Raw genomic sequence first — 19,309 nt, forward strand, 5'->3', positions numbered from 1 at the left:
CTGCTCAGAACCGGTAGACGGCGGACAGCATCGCCGAGCGCCCGTCGCCCAGCTCGACCGCCGACGAGCGCGATGCGCTGCCCGCCTGCTGCCGCACGCGCTCGACATACGCGCGGTCGAACAGGTTGTCGACGTTGAGCTGGAACCGCAGCCGCCGGCTCACCTCGTAGCTGGCCATCAGGTTGTGCACCCAGTACGCGCCGAGCGTGCCGTTGCCCTCCGAGGTCACGTTGCGCCGGCCGACGAAATGCGAGCCATAGCCGATCGTCCAGCCGGCCGGCAACCGGTAGGTCGTCCACAGGTTGAACGCATGGCGCGGCGTGTTGCCGAGCGCCTGCCCGTCGCGGCGCGGCGACGACGGCGAACGCAGCGTGACGCTCGCCAGGTACGTGTAGTTCGCGAAGACGTCCCAACCCGGCGTGACCTTGCCCGCCGCGCCGAGCTCGAACCCGCGCACGCGCTGCTTGCCGGCCATCTGGTAGCTGCCGTCCGCCATCCGCTCGCGCGCGTTGTTCTTTTGCGTCTGGAACAGCGCGGCATTCAGCGCGAGGCCCGCGAGGCCCTCCCACTTCGCGCCGAGTTCGACGCTCTCGTTCTTCTCCGGCGCGAGACCGCCCGTCTCCGCGCTCACGCCGGACCCCGTCGTCACCAGAAACTCGGCCGACGGATTGAACGACGTGCCGTACGCGACGTACACGCGGTCGTTCGCGGTCGGCTTGAACACCAGCCCCGCGCGCGTGCTGAAATGCCGGTCGGTGCTGTCCGCGCGCTCGGTCGGCTTGCCGGCCGGCGTGCTCCGCGACCAGCCGTCGATCCAGTCGTGGCGCAGCCCGACGTCGAGATCCCAGTGCTCGCCGAACGAGATCGTGTCGAACGCGTAGAGCGCCTTCACGTCGAGCGCCGTGTCGTTGCGCCCGCTGTCCTGCCGCTGCGCGGGGCCGGCCCAGTAACCGGGCGGCGCGGACAACGCATAGCCGTCCGCCGGGAAATAGCGCGCCAGCCCGTACGAATAGGTCGTGCGCCCGTACGTCTCGCGCGACAGCTCGAAGCCCGCGACGAGCGTGTGACCGACGCCGAACGTACCGAACTCGCTCGTCACGTTCGTCTGGTTCGCCCACATCGAGGTGGACGAATCGCGCCCGTAGCCCTGCGGCCCGGCCGGCTTGTAGCGCCCGGGCGGCAAGCCGTCGAGATTCACGTGCGATGCGGAAATCACGGTGTCGCGATGCAGGTGCGCATAGCGGCTCAGGTTCTGCAGCTTCAGGCCCGGCGAAACATCGTGCTCGGCCTTCACGGTGAACGTGTCGGATTCGATGCGCTCGCGATCCAGGTTGCGCCAGCCGAAATAACTGTCGCGCGCCACGCCGCCCAGCACCTGGCCGTCCCGTGCGGGAAGCCCGTAGTCGGGCAGGTTGTTGTCGTACTGGTGGAAATAGCCGAGCGTCACGCGCGTGGGCGTGCCGAGGCCGAACGCGACCGACGGCGCGACGCCCCAGCGCCGCTTGCGGATGTCGTCGCGCCCGGGCACGTCGTTCACGTGCGCCATCGCGTTCAGCCGGAATACGGCCTTGCCGTCGCTGCCCGGCAGCGGCCGGTTCGCGTCGAGCGTCACGCGCCGGTAGCCGGACGTGCCGAGCACCGTCCCGGCCTCGACGAACGCCCCGGCCTTCGGCGTCTTGCTGATCAGGTTCACCGACCCGCCCGTCGTACCCGCGCCGCCGAACACCGAATTCGGCCCCTTGATCACCTCGACCGCCTCGAGATTGAACAGGTCGCTGCGGTTGTTCTGCGCGCTGTCGCGCAAGCCGTCGAGCTGCAGGTTCGCGTTCGCGCCGAAACCGCGAATGTTGAACAGGTCGCCGGACCCGCCGCCGCCCTCGCCCGCGTTGAACGTGATGCCGGCCACGTTGGCCAGCGCTTCGCGCAGGCTCGTGGCCTGCTGCTCGTCGAGCACCGTGCGCGGCACGACGGTGATCGTCTGCGGCACGTCGAGCAGCGGAATCGCGTATTTCGCGGAGCCCGAGCTGTCGACGCGCGAACCGGCGTCGCGATCGCCCTGCACGACGATCGGATTCAGGTGCGGCGCCTGCCGGGACGGCTCGGCCTCTTCCGCGCCCGCAGGCACGGACGCACAGGTCATCATCGCGAATGCGACGGAGGTCGTCGCGCGACGCGGCGGCGTCGCGCTCGACAGGATCGAACGGGTCATGTCCATTTCACCTCACCAATGAGAACGACTCTCATTCAAGCGAAAGCGGCATGACATGACAATTGGACGTGTATGAAATACGTTATCCGAACGAATCCGGACACGGCGCGCCCCGCCGCGCGTCGCATCGCGCGTCCGCGTAAAAGTGCCCGGCCCGCATCGCATGCCGGGAAATATTGCCGCCCCGCGATCACGCGGCAGTCGCAAACGATTCACCGAAACGTCGCATCGCGTCGGCATACTCGAAAACGTTTCCCGATCAGCCTGCCAGGAGAGAAGTCATGCGTCGCGTTTCCGCCGTCGCCGTTCTTTGTGCCGCCGCGTTGGTCGCCGCCTGCAGCGACGACGCGCCGCACGACGCCAACGCGACCGGCGCCTCGCAGCAGGCCGGCGCATCGGCCGGCTCCGCCAGCGCATTCAACAGCGATGCGGCCGCGAACGCCGCCGCATCCGATGCCGCGCCGCTCGCGCCGCCCGTCGTGCACTACCCGCCCGACGACGACGACGCGAAGTCCGCGGTGAACCCGGCCGCATCGAGTACCGCCGCGTCGTCGCCAGGCTGATCCCGCCGCTTTCGTCCCCCCGACCGCAGAACCGAGGTGAAATAACATGACGTCATCCAGCCGCCGCCGCTTCCTGCATACCGTCGCACAATCCGCGGGCGCCGCCGTCGCGCTCAACGCGTTTCCCGAATCGATCCGCCGCGCACTCGCGATTCCCGCCGCGCGCGGCACCGGCACGATTCGCGATGTCGAGCACATCGTCGTGTTCATGCAGGAAAACCGCTCGTTCGATCATTATTTCGGACACCTGCGCGGCGTGCGCGGCTACAACGACCGCTTCCCGATCCCGCTGCCGAACGGCCAGCCGGTGTGGTACCAGCCGTCGAAGGCCAACCCGGGCAAGCCGGTGCTGCCGTTCCGGCTCAACACGCTGACGACGAGCGCGCAGTGCGTCGGCGACCTCGACCACTCGTGGTACAAGACGCAGGCGGCGATCGACGGCGGCCGCTACGACCAGTGGCCCGCGAACAAGACCGACATGACGATGGGCTACCACGTGCGCGAGGACATCCCGTTCCACTACGCGCTCGCCGACGCGTTCACCGTGTGCGACAACTACTTCTGCTCGCTGCCGGGGCCGACGCACCCGAACCGCGCATATCTGATGACGGGCACGGTCGACCCGACCGGCAAGTTCGGCGGCCCGCTGCTCGACAACAACGACTACGTCGACGGCGACGGCCCGCCCACCTACCAGCTGCTGTCGTGGACGACCTTCCCCGAGCGTCTCGAAGCGCACGGCGTGTCGTGGCAGATCTACCAGCAGGGCACGACGGGCAGCGATCCGTACAACGGCAACTACGGCACGAACGTGCTGCAGAACTTCGCGAACTTCATCAACGCGCAGCCCGGCTCGTCGCTGTACCAGCGCGCGCAGACGGTGCGCACGCTCGACAACCTGAAGGACGACGTGATCAACGACCGGCTGCCGCAGGTGTCGTGGCTGTGTCCGCCCGCCGCGTTCTCCGAGCACCCGAAGTACACGCCCGCGTACGGCGCGAACTACACGTCGCAGATCCTCGATGCGCTCACGTCGAACCCGGACGTGTGGCGCAAGACCGTGCTGTTCATCATGTACGACGAGAACGACGGCTTCTTCGACCACATCGTGCCGCCGCAGCCGCCGACGTCGGCCGCGCAGGGTGCGTCGACCGTGACGACCGACGGCGAACTGCATACGGTCGTGAACCCCGGCCGCGGCGGCAGCTACACGGCCGACGGCCTGCCGTACGGCCTCGGGCCGCGCGTACCGATGACGGTCGTATCGCCGTGGACGAAGGGCGGCTTCGTCTGCTCGCAGGTGTTCGACCACACGTCGGTGATCCGCTTCATCGGCGAGCGTTTCGGCGTCGCCGAGCCGAACATCACGCCGTGGCGCCGCACGGTCTGCGGCGACCTCACCGCCGCGTTCGACTTCCGCTCGTCGGATGCGTCGTTCCCGCCGCTGCCCGACACGAGCCAGTACCGCTCGATCGCCGACCAGCAGTGCACGTCGCAGCCCGCGCCGACCGTGCCCGCGTCGCCGTCGCCGATCGACCCGCAGGAGCCCGGCGTGCGGCCGGCGCGCGCGCTGCCGTACGAACTGCACGTGAACGCAAGCATCGACGGCGGGACCCGGCTGCGCATCGAGTTCGCGAACCGCGGCAACCAGGGCGCGCACTTCCACGTGTACGCGACGAACCGCACCGACGGCCCGTGGCGCTATACGGTCGGCGCGCGCCGCCTGCTGCACGCGGACTTCGACCTGACGGTGACGAACGGCGTGTATGCCTTCTCGGTGTACGGGCCGAACGGCTTCGTGCGTGTGTTCTCGGGCAACGTGTCGGCCGCGGCCGCGCCGAACCGCAACCCGGCACTGCCGGAAGCGAAGGCCGGCTACGACATCGCGAACGGGAACCTGTACCTGAAGCTGCGCAACCACGGCGGCGCGCACGTCACGCTGACCCTGACCGACAACGCGTACGGTGCGCCGGCGCGGCACGTGACACTGCACGGCGGCGAGGAGCGCGTCGAGCAATGGGCGCTCGCGTCGAGCCATCACTGGTATGACGTAACGGTGAGCGACGGCGCCGCCGGCACGTTCTCGCGCCGTTTCGCGGGCCACGTCGAAAACGGCCGGCCGAGCTATTCGGATCCGGCCGCGGTGCAGCCCGTCTCAGCGTCGTAGTCGCGGCGGCGCGGCGTGGCGCGGCACCCGGCGTGCCGCACGCGTCGCCCGCCCGGCCCGTCAGACCGCGTGCGCGAGCGCGCGGTCGACGAGTTCGGCCTCGAAGCCGTCGTCCGCGTCGCGAAAGCGCAGCGGCGCCGCGCAGTGGACGAGCGTGTCGACGAAGTATTTCGCGCGCGGCCACGGCCCGAAGCCGGCCGCGGTATTGATGTGCCCGGCATCGCCGAGATTCACGAACGCGCTGCCCAGGCGCTGCGCGAGCGTGCGCGCATCGTCCAGCGGCATCCACGGATCGGTCTCGCTGCCGATCACGATCGACGGCACGGCAAGCCGGCGCGCGTCGAACGCCCCGGCGAACGTGAATTTCTTCGGACTGGCGGGCGCGACCAGCAGCACGCCCGCGACGTCGCCCGCCTCGTGTAGTTGCGCGAGCGCATGGGCGGCCGCAAGGCAGCCGAAGCTGTGCGCGGCCAGCACGAACGGGCCGCGCTCGCGATCGAGCAACGCGCGCACGGATTGCGCCCAGCGCACGAGATCGGGCGCGTCCCAGTCGTCCTGTTCGACGCGCAGCGAGCGCGGGAACTGCCGCTCGAGCCAGGTCTGCCAGTGAGCGCCTTCGCTGCCGTGCAGGCCCGGAACGGTGACGAGCCGAGGCGGCCACGCCGATTTGCTGCATGCGCGCATGATTGCCCTCGCTTGCTTGAAGACGGGATTCGATTGTGGCGCGGCGCACCCGGCGGCCGAACCAATATTTTGTGCTTTGCTTTCGCGCGGGCCGTCCGGCCGGCCTGCCTGCGTGCCGGCGCGCGATGCGCCGCGAAACCGTAGAATGTGGGCTTCCCGTCAGCTTCACACCGAACCGGGCCGGGCGCCGACGCGCCGGGCCCCGCCGTCAGGAGACGCCCGATGTCCGTTACGCCCGCCGGCGCACCGCGCCCGGCCCCTCCCGCCGCTCCCGTGACACACACTGCCGGTGCGCGCGCTGCCGGTGCGCGCGCCATCGCACCATGAAGCTCCTGTTCCATTCGCCGCACCAGGAAGCCGGCGCATGGCGCGACGAGATCGCCCGCGCGCTGCCGGAAGCCGAATTGCGCACATGGCGGCCGGGCGATACGGCCGCCGCCGACTACGCACTCGTCTGGCGCGCGCCGCGCGAATTCTTCACGCCGCGCGACGGCCTGCGGGCGATCTTCAACCTCGGCGCCGGCGTCGACGCACTGCTCGCGCTCGACCGCGCGCATCCGGGCACGCTGCCCGCGCACGTGCCGCTGGTGCGGCTGGAAGATACGGGCATGACGCGGCAAATGGTCGAATACGTGACGCACGCGGTGCTGCGCTACCTGCGCCGCTTCGACGAATACGACGCGCAGCAGCGCGAGCGCCGCTGGCAGCCGCTCGAACCGCATGCGCACGCGCGCTTCACCGTCGCGGTGCTCGGCCTCGGCGTGCTCGGCGCGCAGGTCGCGCGCGCGCTCGCCGCGCTCGGCCTGCCCGTGCGCGGCTACAGCCGCGGCGCGAAGCAGCTCGACGGCATCGCCACCTTCGCCGGCGACGGCGCGCTCGACGCGTGCCTCGACGGCGCGAAAGTGCTCGTCAACCTGCTGCCGAGCACGCCCGACACCGACGGCATCCTGTCGTCGCGCACGTTCGCGCGGCTCGCGCCCGGCGCCTACCTCGTCAACGTCGCGCGCGGCGCGCACCTCGTCGAGGCCGACCTGCTCGACGCGCTCGCGAGCGGCCGGATCGCCGCGGCCACGCTCGACGTGTTCCAGCACGAACCGCTGCCGGCGGACCATCCGTTCTGGCAAGCGCCGCGCATCACGATCACGCCGCACAGCTCGGCCGAGACGCTGCACGTGGAAGCCGTCGAGCAGATTGCCGGCAAGATCCGCGCGCTCGAGCGCGGCGAGCGCGTCGGCGGCATCGTCGACTACGCGCGCGGCTACTGAACCCCGCCCTACGAACAATCAGGAGACAACCATGACGTTCCCCACCGCCGTCAAGATCGTCGAAGTCGGCCCGCGCGACGGCCTGCAGAACGAGAAGACCTTCGTGCCGACCGACGTGAAGGTCGCGCTCGTCGACCGGCTGTCGCGCGCCGGCTTCCGCAACATCGAGGCCGCGTCGTTCGTGTCGCCGAAATGGGTGCCGCAGATGGCCGACGGCGCCGACGTGATGGCCGGCATCGAGCGCCGCGCGGGGACCGTGTACTCGGTGCTCACGCCGAACCTGAAGGGCTTCGAGAATGCGCTCGCCGCGCGCGCCGACGAAGTCGTGATCTTCGGCGCGGCGAGCGAAGCGTTCTCGCAGCGCAACATCAACTGCAGCATCGCCGAGAGCATCGCGCGCTTCGAGCCGGTGGCGAAGGCGGCGAAGAACGCAGGCCTGCGGCTGCGCGGCAGCGTGTCGTGCACGCTCGGCTGCCCGTACCAGGGCGAGGTGCCCGTCGCGTCGGTCGTCGACGTCGTCGAACGCTTCGCCGCGCTCGGCTGCGACGAGATCGACATCGCCGACACGATCGGCGTCGGCACGCCGAAGCGCACGCGCGAAGTGCTCTCGGCCGTCACGCGCGTGTTCCCGCGCGAACGCCTGTCGGGCCACTTCCACGACACCTACGGCCAGGCGCTCGCGAACATCTACGCGGCGCTGTTCGAGGGCATCGAGATCTTCCATGCATCGGTCGCGGGCCTCGGCGGCTGCCCGTATGCGAAGGGGGCGACCGGCAACGTCGCGACCGAGGACGTGCTGTACCTGATGCAGGGCCTCGGCATCGACACCGGCGTCGATCTCGCGCAGGTCGTCGCCGCCGGCGACTTCATCTCCACCGCGATCGGCCGCGCGAACGTGTCGCGCGCCGGTCGCGCGCTGCTTGCCAAGGCGCAAGGCGCGGCCGACGCCGCGAACTGCGCGTGATCCCGCTTTTCGATGGAATGTTCCACATGACCTCACCCGCTTCATTCGACACCCTCCCCGATTCAGCGCGACGCGTCGCGCTGCTGCTGCGCGAGCGCGGCCATGCGAAAGACATCGTGATGCTCGCCGAGACCGGCAAGACCTCCGCCGAAGCCGCGGCCGGGCTCGGCTGCTCGGTCGCGCAGATCGCGAAGTCGATCCTGTTTCGCCGCCAGTCGGACGGCGCGCCCGTGCTCGTGGTGGCGAGCGGCGTCAACCGCGTCGACGAGAGCAAGGTCGCCGCGCAGGTCGGCGCGGTCGGCCGCGCGGACGCGAAGTTCGTGCGCGACAACACCGGCTATGCGATCGGCGGCGTCTGCCCGATCGGCCATCTGGTCGAACCCGTCACGCTGATCGACGCCGACTTGCTCGAGCTCGACAGCCTGTGGGCGGCCGCCGGCCATCCGCACGCGGTGTTCAACCTGTCGCCGCACGAACTCGTGTCGCTGACCGGCGCGCCGGTCGCGGACGTCGCATTGCGGGAGTCCGCATGAGCGACGTGACGGTGCCGGCCGGCACGGTCGCCTCGCCGTGCACGGACGTATGCCGGATCGATCCGCGCACCGACTGGTGCGCGGGCTGCCTGCGCACGCGCGACGAGATCAAGCACTGGCGCGCGTCGGACGACGACGCGAGGCGCGCGCTGCTCGCGCGGCTCGATGCGCGCCGGCGCCTGCTCGCGGGGAGCGAAACATAAAAAAAAAGCCGTTCGGCCTCAAGGGCGAACGGCGTCGAGATCGGAATCCTGTGAACGTGATCAACGTCACAGCCCGCATCATACGAGCGACGCGGCCGCATCGCATCGGGTGTTTCCCTACAGCTTCTTACAGCATTTTTCCTGCGCGTACGCGGGCCGCTTTCGTGCACCGTTCAAGCGCCATTCGCGCGCCATCCGCCTGCCGTATCCGCGCCCCACGTTCGCCATCCGGCGCTGCGCGGCGGCACCGAATCGCACGACCGTTTCAGTTGCCGACCGCCGCGCGACGGGCGGGCACGATACGCCAGCCGAGATTCACGCCGGCCGCCGCGAGCAGGATCAGCAGCGCGCCGAACACCTGCGTCCACGCCAGCGTCTGCCCGAACGCGACATGGTCGACGACGATCGCGACGACCGGATAGACGAACGAAAGCGCGCCGGTCATCGCGGTCGGCAGCTTCTGGATCGCCCCGTACAGCAGCACGTACATCAGACCCGTGTTGACGACGCCGAGCACGACGAGATCGAGCCACTGCGCGGCCGTCGCGGGCAACGTGCCGAAGTGCGCGAACGGCGCGAGCAGCACGACGCCGAGGCCGGCCTGCAGCAGCGCGAGCAGATGCGGCGGCGTGCCCTTCAGGTGTTTCGTCACGATCGACGAGATCGCATACAGGAACGCCGCGCCGAGCGACAGCGCGACGCCTTCCAGATATTCGCCCGGCACCGCGAGCACGGCCGGCTCGACGCGCACCACGGCCACGAGCCCGGCGAATGCGAGCACGAGCCACGCGAGCGTCGACGCGGTGATCCGCTCGCGGAACACGATCGCGCCGAGCGCGACGAGCATGAACGGCTGCGTGTTGTAGACGGCGGTCGCCATCGAGATCGACGCGCGCGAATAGGCGGCGAACAGCAGCAGCCAGTTCGCGACGATCGCGACGCTGCCGAGCGTCGCGAGCGCGAGCATCCGCGGCGAGAACCGGGCGCGGCGCAGGAAGCCGTACGCCGCGCAGACGATCGCGAGCGTCGCGGCGCCGAACAGGCAGCGGAAGAACACGACATTCGTGAGCGGCTGCCGCGACGACATCACGAGCCAGCCGATCGTGCCGGACATCACCATCGCGACGACCATCTCGGCGGCGCCGCGGCGAATTTCATTCGAAGCCATCGGAAACTCCGTAAAAGAGCGGGGATGACTTCGATTCTAGAAACTTGCCTTCGCGACAACCATGGCTAAACTGAAGCCAGACGCCCCATTTACCTTCGAAAGCAAAGCGATCATGCCGAAACGCCTTTCCCCGCCCGCCGTCGCGTCGCTGGACGCGACCGACCGCGCCATCGTCGCGGCGCTGGCCGACGATGCGCGCATCGCGACCAGCGAGCTCGCACGGCAGATCGGGCTGTCGGCGCCCGCGACCGCCGACCGCGTGCGGCGGCTCGAGGCGCAAGGCGTGATCGCCGCGTTCACGGTCGAGCTCGACCCGCGCGCGCTCGGCTACACGCTGCAGGCGATCGTCCGCGTGAAGCCGCTGCCGGGCCAGTTGCACCTGGTCGAGGATTTGCTGCGGCGGATTCCCGAATTCGTCGAATGCGACAAGGTGACCGGCGACGACTGCTTCGTCTGCCGGCTCTACCTGCGCACGATCGGGCACCTCGACGACATCCTGTCGAAGGTGACGGAGCGCGCGGAGACGAGCACCGCGATCGTGAAATCGACGCCCGTGCCGCGCCGGCTGCCGCCGCTCGTCGAGGACGACGACGCGCACCGCTGAGCGGCCGCCTGACGCGCCGCCCGCGCGCCGCGTCAGGCGGCCGGGTCGCGCGCCTCGAAGAATGCGAGCAGCTCGTCGATCAGCGCGACGGGCGCTTCTTCCGGAATGTAGTGCCCGCACGCGAGCGCGCGGCCGCTGACGTCGCGCGCGACGCGACGCCATTCGTCGAGCGGATCGAAGCAGCGGCCGACGACGCCGTCCTCGCCCCACAGCACGCGCAGCGGGCACGCAACCTTGTTGCCGCGCTCGAGATCCGCCCGGTCGTGCTCGAGATCGATCGTCGCCGACGCGCGATAGTCCTCGCACATCGCATGCACGGCGCCCGGCTGCGCGAGCGCGGCGCGGTACGCGTCGAGCGCCTCGGGCGCGAACGGCGCGAGCCCGGCCGACCGGTTGCCCATCACGCGCTCGATGTACGCATCGGTATGCCCGCCGATCAGCGTCTCGGGCAGCGGCTCGGGCTGGATCAGGAAGAACCAGTGGAAGTACGCGGTCGCGAACGCGCGATCGGTCTTCTCGTACATCGCGAGCGTCGGCGCGATGTCGAGCAGCATCATCCGCTCGACGGCGTCCGCGTGATCGAGCGCGAGCCGGTGCGCGACCCGGGCGCCGCGATCGTGCGCGCAGACATGGAAGTGCTCGAAACCGAAATGCCGCATCACGGCGACCTGGTCGGCCGCCATCGCGCGTTTCGAATACGGCGCGTGCCGCGCGTCGCTCGGCGGCTTGCCCGACGCGCCGTAGCCGCGCAGGTCGGTGGCGATCACCGTGAAGTGATTCGCGAGCGTCGCCGCGACGCGATGCCAGATCATGTGGGTTTGCGGATGCCCGTGCAGCAACAGAAGCGGCGGACCCGCGCCTCCCTTGACACCGAAGATGTCGGTGTCCTGCACCGTCACGCGAAACGGTGCAAACGCCTCAAACGACATGGTTTGTTTCTCGTTGGTTTGTTATGGCGTTTATTTTAGGAGCGCCCGCGCATCTCCACAGCGCGACAACACCCGGAAACCGTAGAAAGAGAACACTCACTCGATTGCCGCCCCACCGCGCATTTTGTTAAGCTCGCGTAGAATCGCACGACCGTTCGTATTAATATGAACGGCCGCGTTTCGCGACTACACTCGAATCACCGTTCGTACGCATAGCAGGCTGTCGGCATCGGCGCGAGCGCGCGGCTGCCGGCCGCCCCTGGAGACTGGAGACATCACATGGCATTGCCCGCTGTCCTGCAGAACCTGACGCTGCCCGTCATCGCGTCGCCGATGTTCATCGTCAGCTACCCCGAACTCGTGCTCGCACAATGCAAGGCGGGCATCGTCGGTTCGTTCCCCGCGCTCAACGCGCGCCCGGCCGAGCTGCTCGACGAGTGGCTCACGCAGATCCAGGCGGAGCTGGCCGACCACCGGGCGAAACACCCCGATGCGACGATCGGCCCGATCGCGGTCAACCAGATCGTCCACCAGTCGAATGCGCGGCTCGAGCACGACGTGCGCGTGTGCGTCGAGCACAAGGTGCCGATCTTCATCACGAGCCTGCGCGCGCCGGCGCGCGAGATCGTCGACGCGGTGCACAGCTACGGCGGCATCGTGCTGCACGACGTGATCAACCTGCGCCACGCGCAGAAGGCGCTCGAAGCCGGCGTCGACGGGCTGATCCTCGTCGCGGCCGGCGCGGGCGGCCACGCGGGCACGACGTCGCCGTTCGCGCTGGTCGGCGAAGTCCGCCAGATCTTCGACGGCCCGATCGTGCTGTCCGGCTCGATCGCGAACGGCGGCTCGATCCTCGCCGCGCAGGCGATGGGCGCCGATTTCGCCTACATGGGCACGCGCTTCATCGCGACGCAGGAAGCGCACGCGATCGACGACTACAAGCACGCGATCCTCAACGCGAAATCGTCGGACATCATCTACACGAACCTGTTCACGGGCGTGCACGGCAACTACATCCGCGAGAGCATCGAGAAGGCCGGCCTCGATCCGGACGCGCTGCCGGAATCGGACAAGACGAAGATGAACTTCGGCGGCGACAAGACGAAGGCGTGGAAGGACATCTGGGGCGCGGGCCAGGGCGTCGGCCTGATGGACGACCTGCCGAGCGTCGGCGCGCTGGTCGAGCGGCTGAAGCGCGAGTACGACGACGCGAAGGCGCGGCTCGGCATCCCGCGCTGACGGAGGCGGCGGCCGTCGCGGCCGCCATCGGCGCGCACGCGCCGGCCCCAAGCAAAAAAAGCGCGAACCGCAGCGGTTCGCGCTTTTTCATTGCCCTGCCGCAGCGCGGCCAACGGCTCAGACCACGCGCTTCATCCGCGTGATCGGCAGCACGCGCAGGCGCGATTCGATCGACGGGCACAGCGACTGCCCCTCGAAACGCGCGGCCAGGAAATCGACGAACGACCGCACCTTCGCGGACACGTGACGACGGCTTGCATACACCGCATAGATCGGCGCCTCGTGCGGCGGCACCGAATCGAGCAGCACCGGCACGAGGCGGCCGGACTCGATGTCGTCGCCGACCACCTCGGTGCCGAGCAGCGCGATGCCCGCGCCCGAGAGCACGGCCGCACGCAGCCCTTCGAGATGATTCACGATCAGGTTGCCGTTCAGGCTCACGCGAGACGCGGCGGCCGCATCGATCACCAGCGAGTCGAGCATCGTCGAATTCGAATCGCGCCGCAGGTAGTTGTGGTGCGCGAGGTCCGCAATCGTATCGGGCGTGCCGTGCTTCTCGAGATACTCGGGCGACGCGACCAGCAGGATGTGCGCGGTCGCGATCTGCCGCGCGACCAGCGACGACGATTTCAGTCCGTTCGGCGCCGCACGCACCGCGACGTCGTAGCCTTCCTCGATCAGGTCGACCACGCGATCGGACAGCGTCATGTCGACGGTCACGTCCGGGAACCGGCCCGCGTAATCGGTGACGGCCTGCATCACGTGCCGTAGCCCGAACGCGGATAGCGACGTCACGCGCAGCCTGCCTTGCGGCACCACGCTCGCGGCGCCGACAGCCTGCCCGGCTTCGTCGAGTTCAGACAGCGCCTGCACGAGACGCTCGTAGTATTCGCGTCCGGCCTCGGTAGGCGCGACGCGTCGGGTCGTGCGATGCAGCAGTCGCGCACCGAGCTGTTGCTCGAGATGCATCACGTGCTTGCTCGCCATCGCAGCCGACATCTGCATGCGTTCGGCCGCGCCGACGAAGCTGCCCACTTCGACGACGTAGCGAAACACATTCATGCTGACGAGGGTATCCATCGAACTAGCTCGTAATGACGGGGGAATGGTCCAATTACGAGATAGGGTAACAAAGGCGAGGAAACAGAAAGGTCAAGAAAGGCAAAACGGCGCCGTGGTCAACGGCGCCGTTTTTGGCGGGAAAACATGCAGTCTGGACGCGATTTTCGCGCGCGCCCCGCGCAGCGGTCGCGCGCGTCAGAACTTCGCGCGGATGCCGGCGCCGAACGTGTTGCCGGTCGACAGGCTGCTGATGTGATCGTTCATGTACGCGGCGTAGACGTCGGTGCGCTTCGACAGCGGATAGTCGTAGCCCACCGCCCAGGTCTGGCGCGTCTGGTCGAGGCCGCCCGCATCGCGCGAATACGCGTACGACGCCATCGCGCTGCCCACGCCGAGCGGCACCGACACGCCGCCCTGCGCGGTGTTCACGTGCCAGCTGCCCGCGACCTGGTCATTCTTCGTATACATGTACTGGCCGAACAGCTTCACGTACTTCAGGTCGTAGGTCGCGCCGACTTGCGCGATGCCCTGGCTCTTCATGCCGGCCACCAGCGCGCTCAGGTCGCTCGGGCCGTTGTTGAAGTTCACGTACTGGTAGACCGCGGTCGCCGCGAACGGGCCGTTCGCGTAGTTGAACTGCGCACTCCACTTCTTCGAGCCATTGTCGCCGGCCTGGTTGCCGAGCGCGTACATCGCGCCGAAATTCAGGCCACCGAACGACGGCGACGTGTACGACACCGCGTTGTTCCAGCCCGAATCGCCGACCGCGCCCTGATCGCTCGGGTAGGTCGGGTACGTGCCGAGGCCGAGAAACACGTGATACACCATCGGCGAGAAGGTGTACGAATCGTAGAACGGGTTGAACAGGATCGTCGACAGGAACAGGTGCGTCGTCAGGCGCCCGGCCGTCACCGTGCCGTACGGCGAATCGATCCCGACGTACGCGTTGCGCGCGAAGAACGTGTCGCCCTGGAAGCGGCCGTACTGGCCGTTCTGCGCGCGGAAGAAGCTTTCCAGCGTGAAGATCGCCTTGTAGCCATTGCCGAGATCCTCGGCGCCGTGCATGCCCCAGTACGACGTCGACATCCCGCCGCCGCCCACGTTCCACGCGCGATCGCCGCCCGGGAACTTGGTTGCACCGACCCATTCGTCGACCTGACCGTAGAGCGACACGCTCGACTGGGCATGGACGGGCGCGGTGGCGGCCACGCAGGCGGCCGCGGCGATCAGCTTGACGGACGTGCGCGATGCACGGCGAGCGAATGCATTCATTGGATCTCCAGATTTTGTCGAGTTGTCGATAAGTGGCGCGAGCGTTGTTTTTTGGAGCCGAGTGCTTGCGTCGTATGGGGCGCAGCCATCTTTACGGATCATTCGTCCGGTCAAAATTGCGCACACTTATTGCGGGTATAGCGGCGGCATTAACTTCGCGGAATGGATACGTGGCCGGGTGCCCGTCGGCAGCCCGGCGCGAGCGCGGTCACGCGGCGGCTCGGCGGCGCGGCACGCGCCAGCCGGGCGCGAAAGATAGCGCAATGCGGCGGGAAAATCAGCGGAAATCTGTACGCGACTGTGGCGAATTCGCATCAGCCGGCGCAGGGACGCGCGCGCGGGCGCTCAGTTTCGGTAGAACGGGGAGAAGAACGGCGAGCGCGCAGGCTCTTCCTGCGAACGGGGCGGCGGCATCGGACGGCCGCCGCGTTCCTCGTTGTAGCGCGCGACGTCGGCGCGGATCGAGCCGGCGCGCAACGGCGCGTTGCCGCCGCCCGGCGGGTGCGGCACCTGGCGCGCGTCGGCGCTGATCGGGCGATACGGGCTCGGCGCGGCGGCGTAACGGCCGTACGACGGCGACGGCCGCAGCCCCCAGCGGGACCCCTCGCCGCTCATGCCGGGCGGGCGCGCACCGCCGGAAGAAGGCACGCGGTGCCAGACGGGCAAGCCGCCGGACGGCTGGCCGTACGCGCGCGCGCCGCCGCCGAAGCCGTGGCCGCCGAACCCATGACCGTCGTGCGGCGGCTGTGCGAGCGCGAGCGGCATCAGCAGCGTGCCGAGCACACCTGCCACCCATCGTCCGATCTTCCGTTTCACGCGTTCCGTCATCGTCCAGTGCCTGTCCACGCCCGCCGCCGGCTCCTTTCGGCCGGCCCAAGGCTTTCAGCAGTAATTTATGAGCGGGCCGAAAGCGTGTCGAGCCAAAAAGTGTTATGCCGCGGGCATCGGTGTAACGCCATGTTACTGCTAGGTTTTTTCACTTCCGGACGCGGCCGGGACAGAACATTCTTCTGCCGTTTTGCGGGGGCCGGGCCGACATCGCGCACACGGCTTCATGCAAACGATTCATCAATCGATTCCCACAATGAATTTGTGTAGTGAATCGTCAACCGGGACAATGACGCCTTGCGCGCGCGCGATGCGCGCCCCCTCGTCGTTTCCGAATCGAGTTCCCGATGGCCCGTCCCCGTTTTCTCCCCGACAACTTCACGCTCGCGCTCGTCGGCACCGTCGTGCTCGCGAGCCTCCTGCCGTGTCGCGGCCCGGCCGCCCACGCCTTCAACTGGGCGACCAACATCGCCGTCGGCCTGCTGTTCTTCCTGCACGGCGCGAAGCTGTCGCGCGAGGCGGTCGTCGCGGGCGCGACCCACTGGCGGCTGCACGCGGTCGTGCTGCTCAGCACCTTCGCGCTGTTCCCGTTGCTCGGCCTCGCGCTGAAACCCGTGCTGCAGCCGCTCGTCACGCCGGCGCTGTATGCGGGCGTGCTGTTCCTGTGCACGCTGCCGTCGACGGTCCAGTCGTCGATCGCGTTCACGTCGATCGCGAAGGGCAACGTGCCCGCCGCCGTGTGCGCGGCATCCGCGTCGAGCCTGCTCGGGATCTTCGTCACGCCGGCGCTCGTCGGGCTGATGATCACGTCGCAATCGTCGGCCGCCGCGTCGCCGTGGAGCACCGTCGGCAGCATCGTGATGCAGCTGCTCGTGCCGTTCGTCGCCGGCCAGTTGCTGCGGCCCGTGATCGGCGGCTGGATCGAACGCAACCGCGGCGTGCTGCGCTTCGTCGACCAGGGCTCGATCCTGCTGGTCGTCTACGTCGCGTTCAGCGAGGCCGTCAACCAGGGCCTGTGGCACCAGATCCCGGCGCGCGCGCTCGGCGGCCTGCTCGTCGTCAACCTCGTGCTGCTCGCGATCGCGCTGCTGCTGACCGCGTTCGTCAGCAAGCGGCTCGGCTTCAACCGGCCCGACCAGATCACGATCATCTTCTGCGGCTCGAAGAAGAGCCTCGCGGCAGGCGTGCCGATGGCGAAGGTGATCTTTTCGGCGAACGCGGTCGGCGCCATCGTGCTGCCGCTGATGCTGTTCCACCAGATCCAGCTGATGGCATGCGCGGCGCTCGCGCAGCGCTGGGGCGCACGCGACACGAGCGGCGAGCGCGACGAGGGCGCGGCATCGGCGCCCGGCGCGCTGAGCGCCGGCAAGCGCTGACCGACCGCCCGGCGCGGCGGCGGGCGGTTCGCGGCCGGGCGCCTCCCTGCCGCCCCCGGCTCTCCCGGGGGCGCACCGATACGCGTCCGGCGCGCCGCACCAGCATCGCGCATCGCGTCACAAAATCTTCATTCAATTCTCCGCGAGCGGTGCCGTTAAGTCGGACGTCCCGTCGATTCGGCTGCCCTCGCCCATGTCCGCGCCCCACCCCGACCCCGCTGCCGCCAGCACCACACGCCTGATCGCGGATCGCGCGCTCGCCGCCGTTTTCCAGCCGATCGTCAATCTCGCGTCGGGGACGGTCGTCGGTTACGAGGGCCTGATCCGCGGCCCGCGCGGCACCGACCTCGAGCAGCCCGCCGCGCTGTTCGCGCAGGCCGCGCGCGAAGGCGAGACCCTTGCGCTCGAACAGGCCGCCGCGCTCACCTGCCTCGACGCGTTCGCGGCGCTCGGCTGCGACGGCAAGCTGTTCCTCAACTTCAGCGCAGGCACGATCCTGGCGCTCGCGCGCGAACGCGAGCGCGCGCGCCTGCGGCTCGAACGCGCGCAGGTCGCCGCCGAACGCATCGTGATCGAGCTGACCGAACAGAACGCCTCGACGGACATCGCGCACATCGGGCCGGCGGTCGCGTCGCTGCGCGACGCCGGCATCCAGTTCGCGCTCGACGACTACGGCACCGCGAACGCGAGCATGAACCTGTGGCTGCGCCTGCATCCGGACGTCGTGAAGATCGACCGCTTCTTCATCCACGACATCGCGCGCGATCCGCTCAAGTTCGAGGCGGTAAGGGCGATGCAGCACTTCGCGCAGGCGAGCGGCGCGCAGCTGATCGCCGAAGGCATCGAGAACGAATGCGACCTGATCGTCGTGCGCGACATGGGCATCTGCTGCGTGCAGGGCTTCCTGCTCGGCCGGCCGGACGCGCGGCCGTCGCGGGTCGTCGCGCCGGCCGCGCGCGACGCGATCCGCGCGCCGCACATCGCGGTGTTCCCCGGCGCGACCCGCACCGTGCGACCGGCCGGCACGATCGCCGCGAAGATGCTGGTGCCCGCGCCGGCGCTGCCGCGCGACGCGACCAGCAACGACGTGCTCGACCTGTTCAACCGGATGCCCGACCTGCACGCGGTCGCGCTCGTCGAGCGCGGGCGGCCCGTCGCACTCGTGAATCGCCGCGGCTTCATCGACCGCTTCGCGCTGCCGTACCACCGCGAGGTGTTCGGCAAGAAGCCATGCCTGCAGTTCGCGAACGACGCGCCGCTGATGATCGACAACGCGACGACGTTCGAGCAGCTTGCGGCGCTGCTCGCGCGCCACGATCAGCGCTATCTCGCGGACGGCTTCGTGATCACGGAGCACGGCCGCTACCTCGGGCTCGGCACCGGCGAGAGCCTCGTGCGCGCGGTGACCGAAATGCGCATCGAGGCCGCGCGCTACGCGAATCCGCTGACGTTCCTGCCCGGCAACATTCCGATCAGCGCGCACATCGACCGCCTGCTCCAGCGCGACGCCGGCTTTCATGCGTGCTACGTCGACCTGAACCAGTTCAAGCCGTTCAACGACCAGTACGGCTACTGGCAGGGCGACGAGGTGCTGAAATTCGCCGCGACGGTGCTCGCCGGCGTGTGCGATCCGCAGCGCGACTTCCTCGGACACGTCGGCGGCGACGATTTCCTCGTGCTGTTCCAGCGCGACGACTGGCGCGATCGCGCCGCCGACGCGATCGCGCGCTTCAACGACGGCGCGCGGCTCTTCTACACGCAGGCCGACCGGCAGGCGGGCGGGCTGCACGGCGAGGACCGCCACGGCAACCCGGCGTTCTTCGGTTTCGTGACGATGGCGATCGGCGCGGTCGGCGTGCCGGCCGGCGCGCACGGCGCGAAGCGCTACGGCAGCGACGAGATCGCCTCGGTCGCGGCGCTCGCGAAGCGGCGCGCGAAACAGCAGCCGGACGGGCTCGCGGTCGTCGATCTCGACGCGGGCCGCGCCGCGCTGCGCCATCGCGGCGAACCGCCGGCCGCGGCCGTGCACTGAACGGCCGACGGACGGCAGGCGGCAGGCGCGGAACGCGCGCTCGCCGCGCGATGACGGCGCACCGCGCTCCGCCACGCGGCTTGGTCGGCTGGTCGGCTGGTCGGCTGGTCGGCTGGTCGGCTGCTCGGCTTCTCGGCTTCTCGGCTTCTCGGCTTCTCGGCTTCTCGGCTTCTCGGCTGCTCGGCTTCTCGGCTTCTCGGCTGCTCGGCCG

At 69.1% G+C, this 19,309-nt stretch carries 17 protein-coding genes; 10 read left to right on the top strand and 7 right to left on the bottom strand.

The genetic code is table 11. The features are described 5' to 3' along the window. Positions 1 to 4 precede the first annotated feature (4 nt). Positions 5 to 2,209, bottom strand: a complete 2,205-nt coding sequence (locus GQ57_RS21750) for a TonB-dependent receptor (RefSeq protein WP_034198979.1) — start codon at positions 2,207 to 2,209, stop codon at positions 5 to 7. A 281-nt stretch (positions 2,210 to 2,490) separates the two neighbouring features. Here GQ57_RS21750 and GQ57_RS21755 point away from each other — a divergent pair, with 281 nt between their 5' ends. Beyond that, positions 2,491 to 2,772, top strand: a complete 282-nt coding sequence (locus GQ57_RS21755; protein WP_031400359.1) for a hypothetical protein — start codon at positions 2,491 to 2,493, stop codon at positions 2,770 to 2,772. A gap of 46 nt (positions 2,773 to 2,818) precedes the next feature. Then, positions 2,819 to 4,939: a phosphocholine-specific phospholipase C gene (locus tag GQ57_RS21760; RefSeq protein ID WP_034198971.1), complete on the top strand. Its 2,121-nt coding sequence runs from the start codon at positions 2,819 to 2,821 to the stop codon at positions 4,937 to 4,939. A gap of 60 nt (positions 4,940 to 4,999) precedes the next feature. Here the strand turns inward: GQ57_RS21760 and GQ57_RS21765 are convergent, their stop codons facing one another. Then, a complete protein-coding gene (locus GQ57_RS21765) occupies positions 5,000 to 5,623 on the bottom strand; it encodes an RBBP9/YdeN family alpha/beta hydrolase (RefSeq protein ID WP_031400357.1) in 624 nt (207 codons plus the stop codon). A 323-nt stretch (positions 5,624 to 5,946) separates the two neighbouring features. Here GQ57_RS21765 and GQ57_RS21770 point away from each other — a divergent pair, with 323 nt between their 5' ends. From GQ57_RS21770 to GQ57_RS21785, 4 genes are read left to right on the top strand one after another with little or no spacing between them, the layout of a single operon-like run. Next, positions 5,947 to 6,888 carry a 2-hydroxyacid dehydrogenase gene (locus GQ57_RS21770; protein WP_034198972.1) on the top strand — a complete coding sequence of 314 codons (942 nt, stop codon included), beginning with the start codon at positions 5,947 to 5,949 and terminating at the stop codon, positions 6,886 to 6,888. A 31-nt stretch (positions 6,889 to 6,919) separates the two neighbouring features. Next, positions 6,920 to 7,852 carry a hydroxymethylglutaryl-CoA lyase gene (locus GQ57_RS21775; protein WP_034198973.1) on the top strand — a complete coding sequence of 311 codons (933 nt, stop codon included), beginning with the start codon at positions 6,920 to 6,922 and terminating at the stop codon, positions 7,850 to 7,852. 26 nt (positions 7,853 to 7,878) lie between these two features. Further along, positions 7,879 to 8,385, top strand: a complete 507-nt coding sequence (locus GQ57_RS21780; RefSeq protein WP_031400354.1) for a YbaK/EbsC family protein — start codon at positions 7,879 to 7,881, stop codon at positions 8,383 to 8,385. Continuing rightward, positions 8,382 to 8,588 (top strand): DUF1289 domain-containing protein, encoded by a 207-nt coding sequence (locus GQ57_RS21785; protein ID WP_031400353.1) that lies wholly within the window; start codon positions 8,382 to 8,384, stop codon positions 8,586 to 8,588. Before GQ57_RS21780 ends, GQ57_RS21785 begins: the two co-directional genes overlap by 4 nt. Positions 8,589 to 8,853: 265 nt before the next feature. Here the strand turns inward: GQ57_RS21785 and GQ57_RS21790 are convergent, their stop codons facing one another. Next, positions 8,854 to 9,756, bottom strand: a complete 903-nt coding sequence (locus GQ57_RS21790; protein ID WP_034198974.1) for a DMT family transporter — start codon at positions 9,754 to 9,756, stop codon at positions 8,854 to 8,856. Positions 9,757 to 9,868: 112 nt separating this feature from the next. On the opposite strand from GQ57_RS21790, the gene GQ57_RS21795 reads away from it, so the two are divergent. Continuing rightward, a complete protein-coding gene (locus GQ57_RS21795) occupies positions 9,869 to 10,360 on the top strand; it encodes an Lrp/AsnC family transcriptional regulator (RefSeq protein WP_031400351.1) in 492 nt (163 codons plus the stop codon). A gap of 32 nt (positions 10,361 to 10,392) precedes the next feature. Here the strand turns inward: GQ57_RS21795 and GQ57_RS21800 are convergent, their stop codons facing one another. Continuing rightward, positions 10,393 to 11,289 carry an alpha/beta fold hydrolase gene (locus GQ57_RS21800; RefSeq protein WP_031400350.1) on the bottom strand — a complete coding sequence of 299 codons (897 nt, stop codon included), beginning with the start codon at positions 11,287 to 11,289 and terminating at the stop codon, positions 10,393 to 10,395. A gap of 279 nt (positions 11,290 to 11,568) precedes the next feature. Here GQ57_RS21800 and GQ57_RS21805 point away from each other — a divergent pair, with 279 nt between their 5' ends. Next, positions 11,569 to 12,528, top strand: a complete 960-nt coding sequence (locus GQ57_RS21805; RefSeq protein WP_031400349.1) for an NAD(P)H-dependent flavin oxidoreductase — start codon at positions 11,569 to 11,571, stop codon at positions 12,526 to 12,528. A 117-nt stretch (positions 12,529 to 12,645) separates the two neighbouring features. On the opposite strand, the gene GQ57_RS21810 is transcribed toward GQ57_RS21805, so the two are convergent. The 3 genes from GQ57_RS21810 to GQ57_RS21820 form a co-directional block, all read right to left on the bottom strand. Beyond that, on the bottom strand, positions 12,646 to 13,608 hold the full coding sequence (locus GQ57_RS21810) for a LysR family transcriptional regulator (RefSeq protein ID WP_031400348.1): 963 nt from the start codon (positions 13,606 to 13,608) through the stop codon (positions 12,646 to 12,648). A gap of 177 nt (positions 13,609 to 13,785) precedes the next feature. Further along, positions 13,786 to 14,862 (bottom strand): porin, encoded by a 1,077-nt coding sequence (locus tag GQ57_RS21815; RefSeq protein ID WP_031400347.1) that lies wholly within the window; start codon positions 14,860 to 14,862, stop codon positions 13,786 to 13,788. 345 nt (positions 14,863 to 15,207) lie between these two features. Beyond that, on the bottom strand, positions 15,208 to 15,690 hold the full coding sequence (locus GQ57_RS21820) for a hypothetical protein (RefSeq protein WP_031400346.1): 483 nt from the start codon (positions 15,688 to 15,690) through the stop codon (positions 15,208 to 15,210). Between the two features lie 347 nt (positions 15,691 to 16,037). Between GQ57_RS21820 and GQ57_RS21825 the strand changes: the two genes are divergently transcribed. Together GQ57_RS21825 and GQ57_RS21830 are read left to right on the top strand one after the other, a co-directional pair. Continuing rightward, complete coding sequence (locus GQ57_RS21825) at positions 16,038 to 17,066, top strand: bile acid:sodium symporter family protein (protein ID WP_031400345.1); 1,029 nt, start codon at positions 16,038 to 16,040, stop codon at positions 17,064 to 17,066. A gap of 193 nt (positions 17,067 to 17,259) precedes the next feature. Continuing rightward, entirely contained in the window at positions 17,260 to 19,098 is a 1,839-nt protein-coding gene (locus GQ57_RS21830) for an EAL domain-containing protein (RefSeq protein ID WP_034198975.1), read from the top strand. Positions 19,099 to 19,309: the final 211 nt, after the last annotated feature.

Origin of the sequence: Burkholderia sp. MSh2, from assembly GCF_000731655.1 — a bacterium.
Classification (GTDB): Bacteria; Pseudomonadota; Gammaproteobacteria; order Burkholderiales; family Burkholderiaceae; genus Burkholderia; species Burkholderia paludis.

Bases quoted from the DNA above. Each gene is read 5' to 3' on its own strand.
- GQ57_RS21830 (WP_034198975.1), top strand. From the start codon at position 17,260: ATGTCCGCGCCCCACCCCGACCCCGCTGCCGCCAGCACCACACGCCTG.
- GQ57_RS21795 (WP_031400351.1), top strand. From the start codon at position 9,869: ATGCCGAAACGCCTTTCCCCGCCCGCCGTCGCGTCGCTGGACGCGACC.
- GQ57_RS21755 (WP_031400359.1), top strand. From the start codon at position 2,491: ATGCGTCGCGTTTCCGCCGTCGCCGTTCTTTGTGCCGCCGCGTTGGTC.
- GQ57_RS21780 (WP_031400354.1), top strand. From the start codon at position 7,879: ATGACCTCACCCGCTTCATTCGACACCCTCCCCGATTCAGCGCGACGC.
- GQ57_RS21785 (WP_031400353.1), top strand. From the start codon at position 8,382: ATGAGCGACGTGACGGTGCCGGCCGGCACGGTCGCCTCGCCGTGCACG.
- GQ57_RS21760 (WP_034198971.1), top strand. From the start codon at position 2,819: ATGACGTCATCCAGCCGCCGCCGCTTCCTGCATACCGTCGCACAATCC.
- GQ57_RS21805 (WP_031400349.1), top strand. From the start codon at position 11,569: ATGGCATTGCCCGCTGTCCTGCAGAACCTGACGCTGCCCGTCATCGCG.
- GQ57_RS21770 (WP_034198972.1), top strand. From the start codon at position 5,947: ATGAAGCTCCTGTTCCATTCGCCGCACCAGGAAGCCGGCGCATGGCGC.
- GQ57_RS21790 (WP_034198974.1), bottom strand. From the start codon at position 9,756: ATGGCTTCGAATGAAATTCGCCGCGGCGCCGCCGAGATGGTCGTCGCG.
- GQ57_RS21750 (WP_034198979.1), bottom strand. From the start codon at position 2,209: ATGACCCGTTCGATCCTGTCGAGCGCGACGCCGCCGCGTCGCGCGACG.
- GQ57_RS21825 (WP_031400345.1), top strand. From the start codon at position 16,038: ATGGCCCGTCCCCGTTTTCTCCCCGACAACTTCACGCTCGCGCTCGTC.
- GQ57_RS21810 (WP_031400348.1), bottom strand. From the start codon at position 13,608: ATGGATACCCTCGTCAGCATGAATGTGTTTCGCTACGTCGTCGAAGTG.
- GQ57_RS21820 (WP_031400346.1), bottom strand. From the start codon at position 15,690: ATGACGGAACGCGTGAAACGGAAGATCGGACGATGGGTGGCAGGTGTG.
- GQ57_RS21800 (WP_031400350.1), bottom strand. From the start codon at position 11,289: ATGTCGTTTGAGGCGTTTGCACCGTTTCGCGTGACGGTGCAGGACACC.
- GQ57_RS21775 (WP_034198973.1), top strand. From the start codon at position 6,920: ATGACGTTCCCCACCGCCGTCAAGATCGTCGAAGTCGGCCCGCGCGAC.
- GQ57_RS21815 (WP_031400347.1), bottom strand. From the start codon at position 14,862: ATGAATGCATTCGCTCGCCGTGCATCGCGCACGTCCGTCAAGCTGATC.
- GQ57_RS21765 (WP_031400357.1), bottom strand. From the start codon at position 5,623: ATGCGCGCATGCAGCAAATCGGCGTGGCCGCCTCGGCTCGTCACCGTT.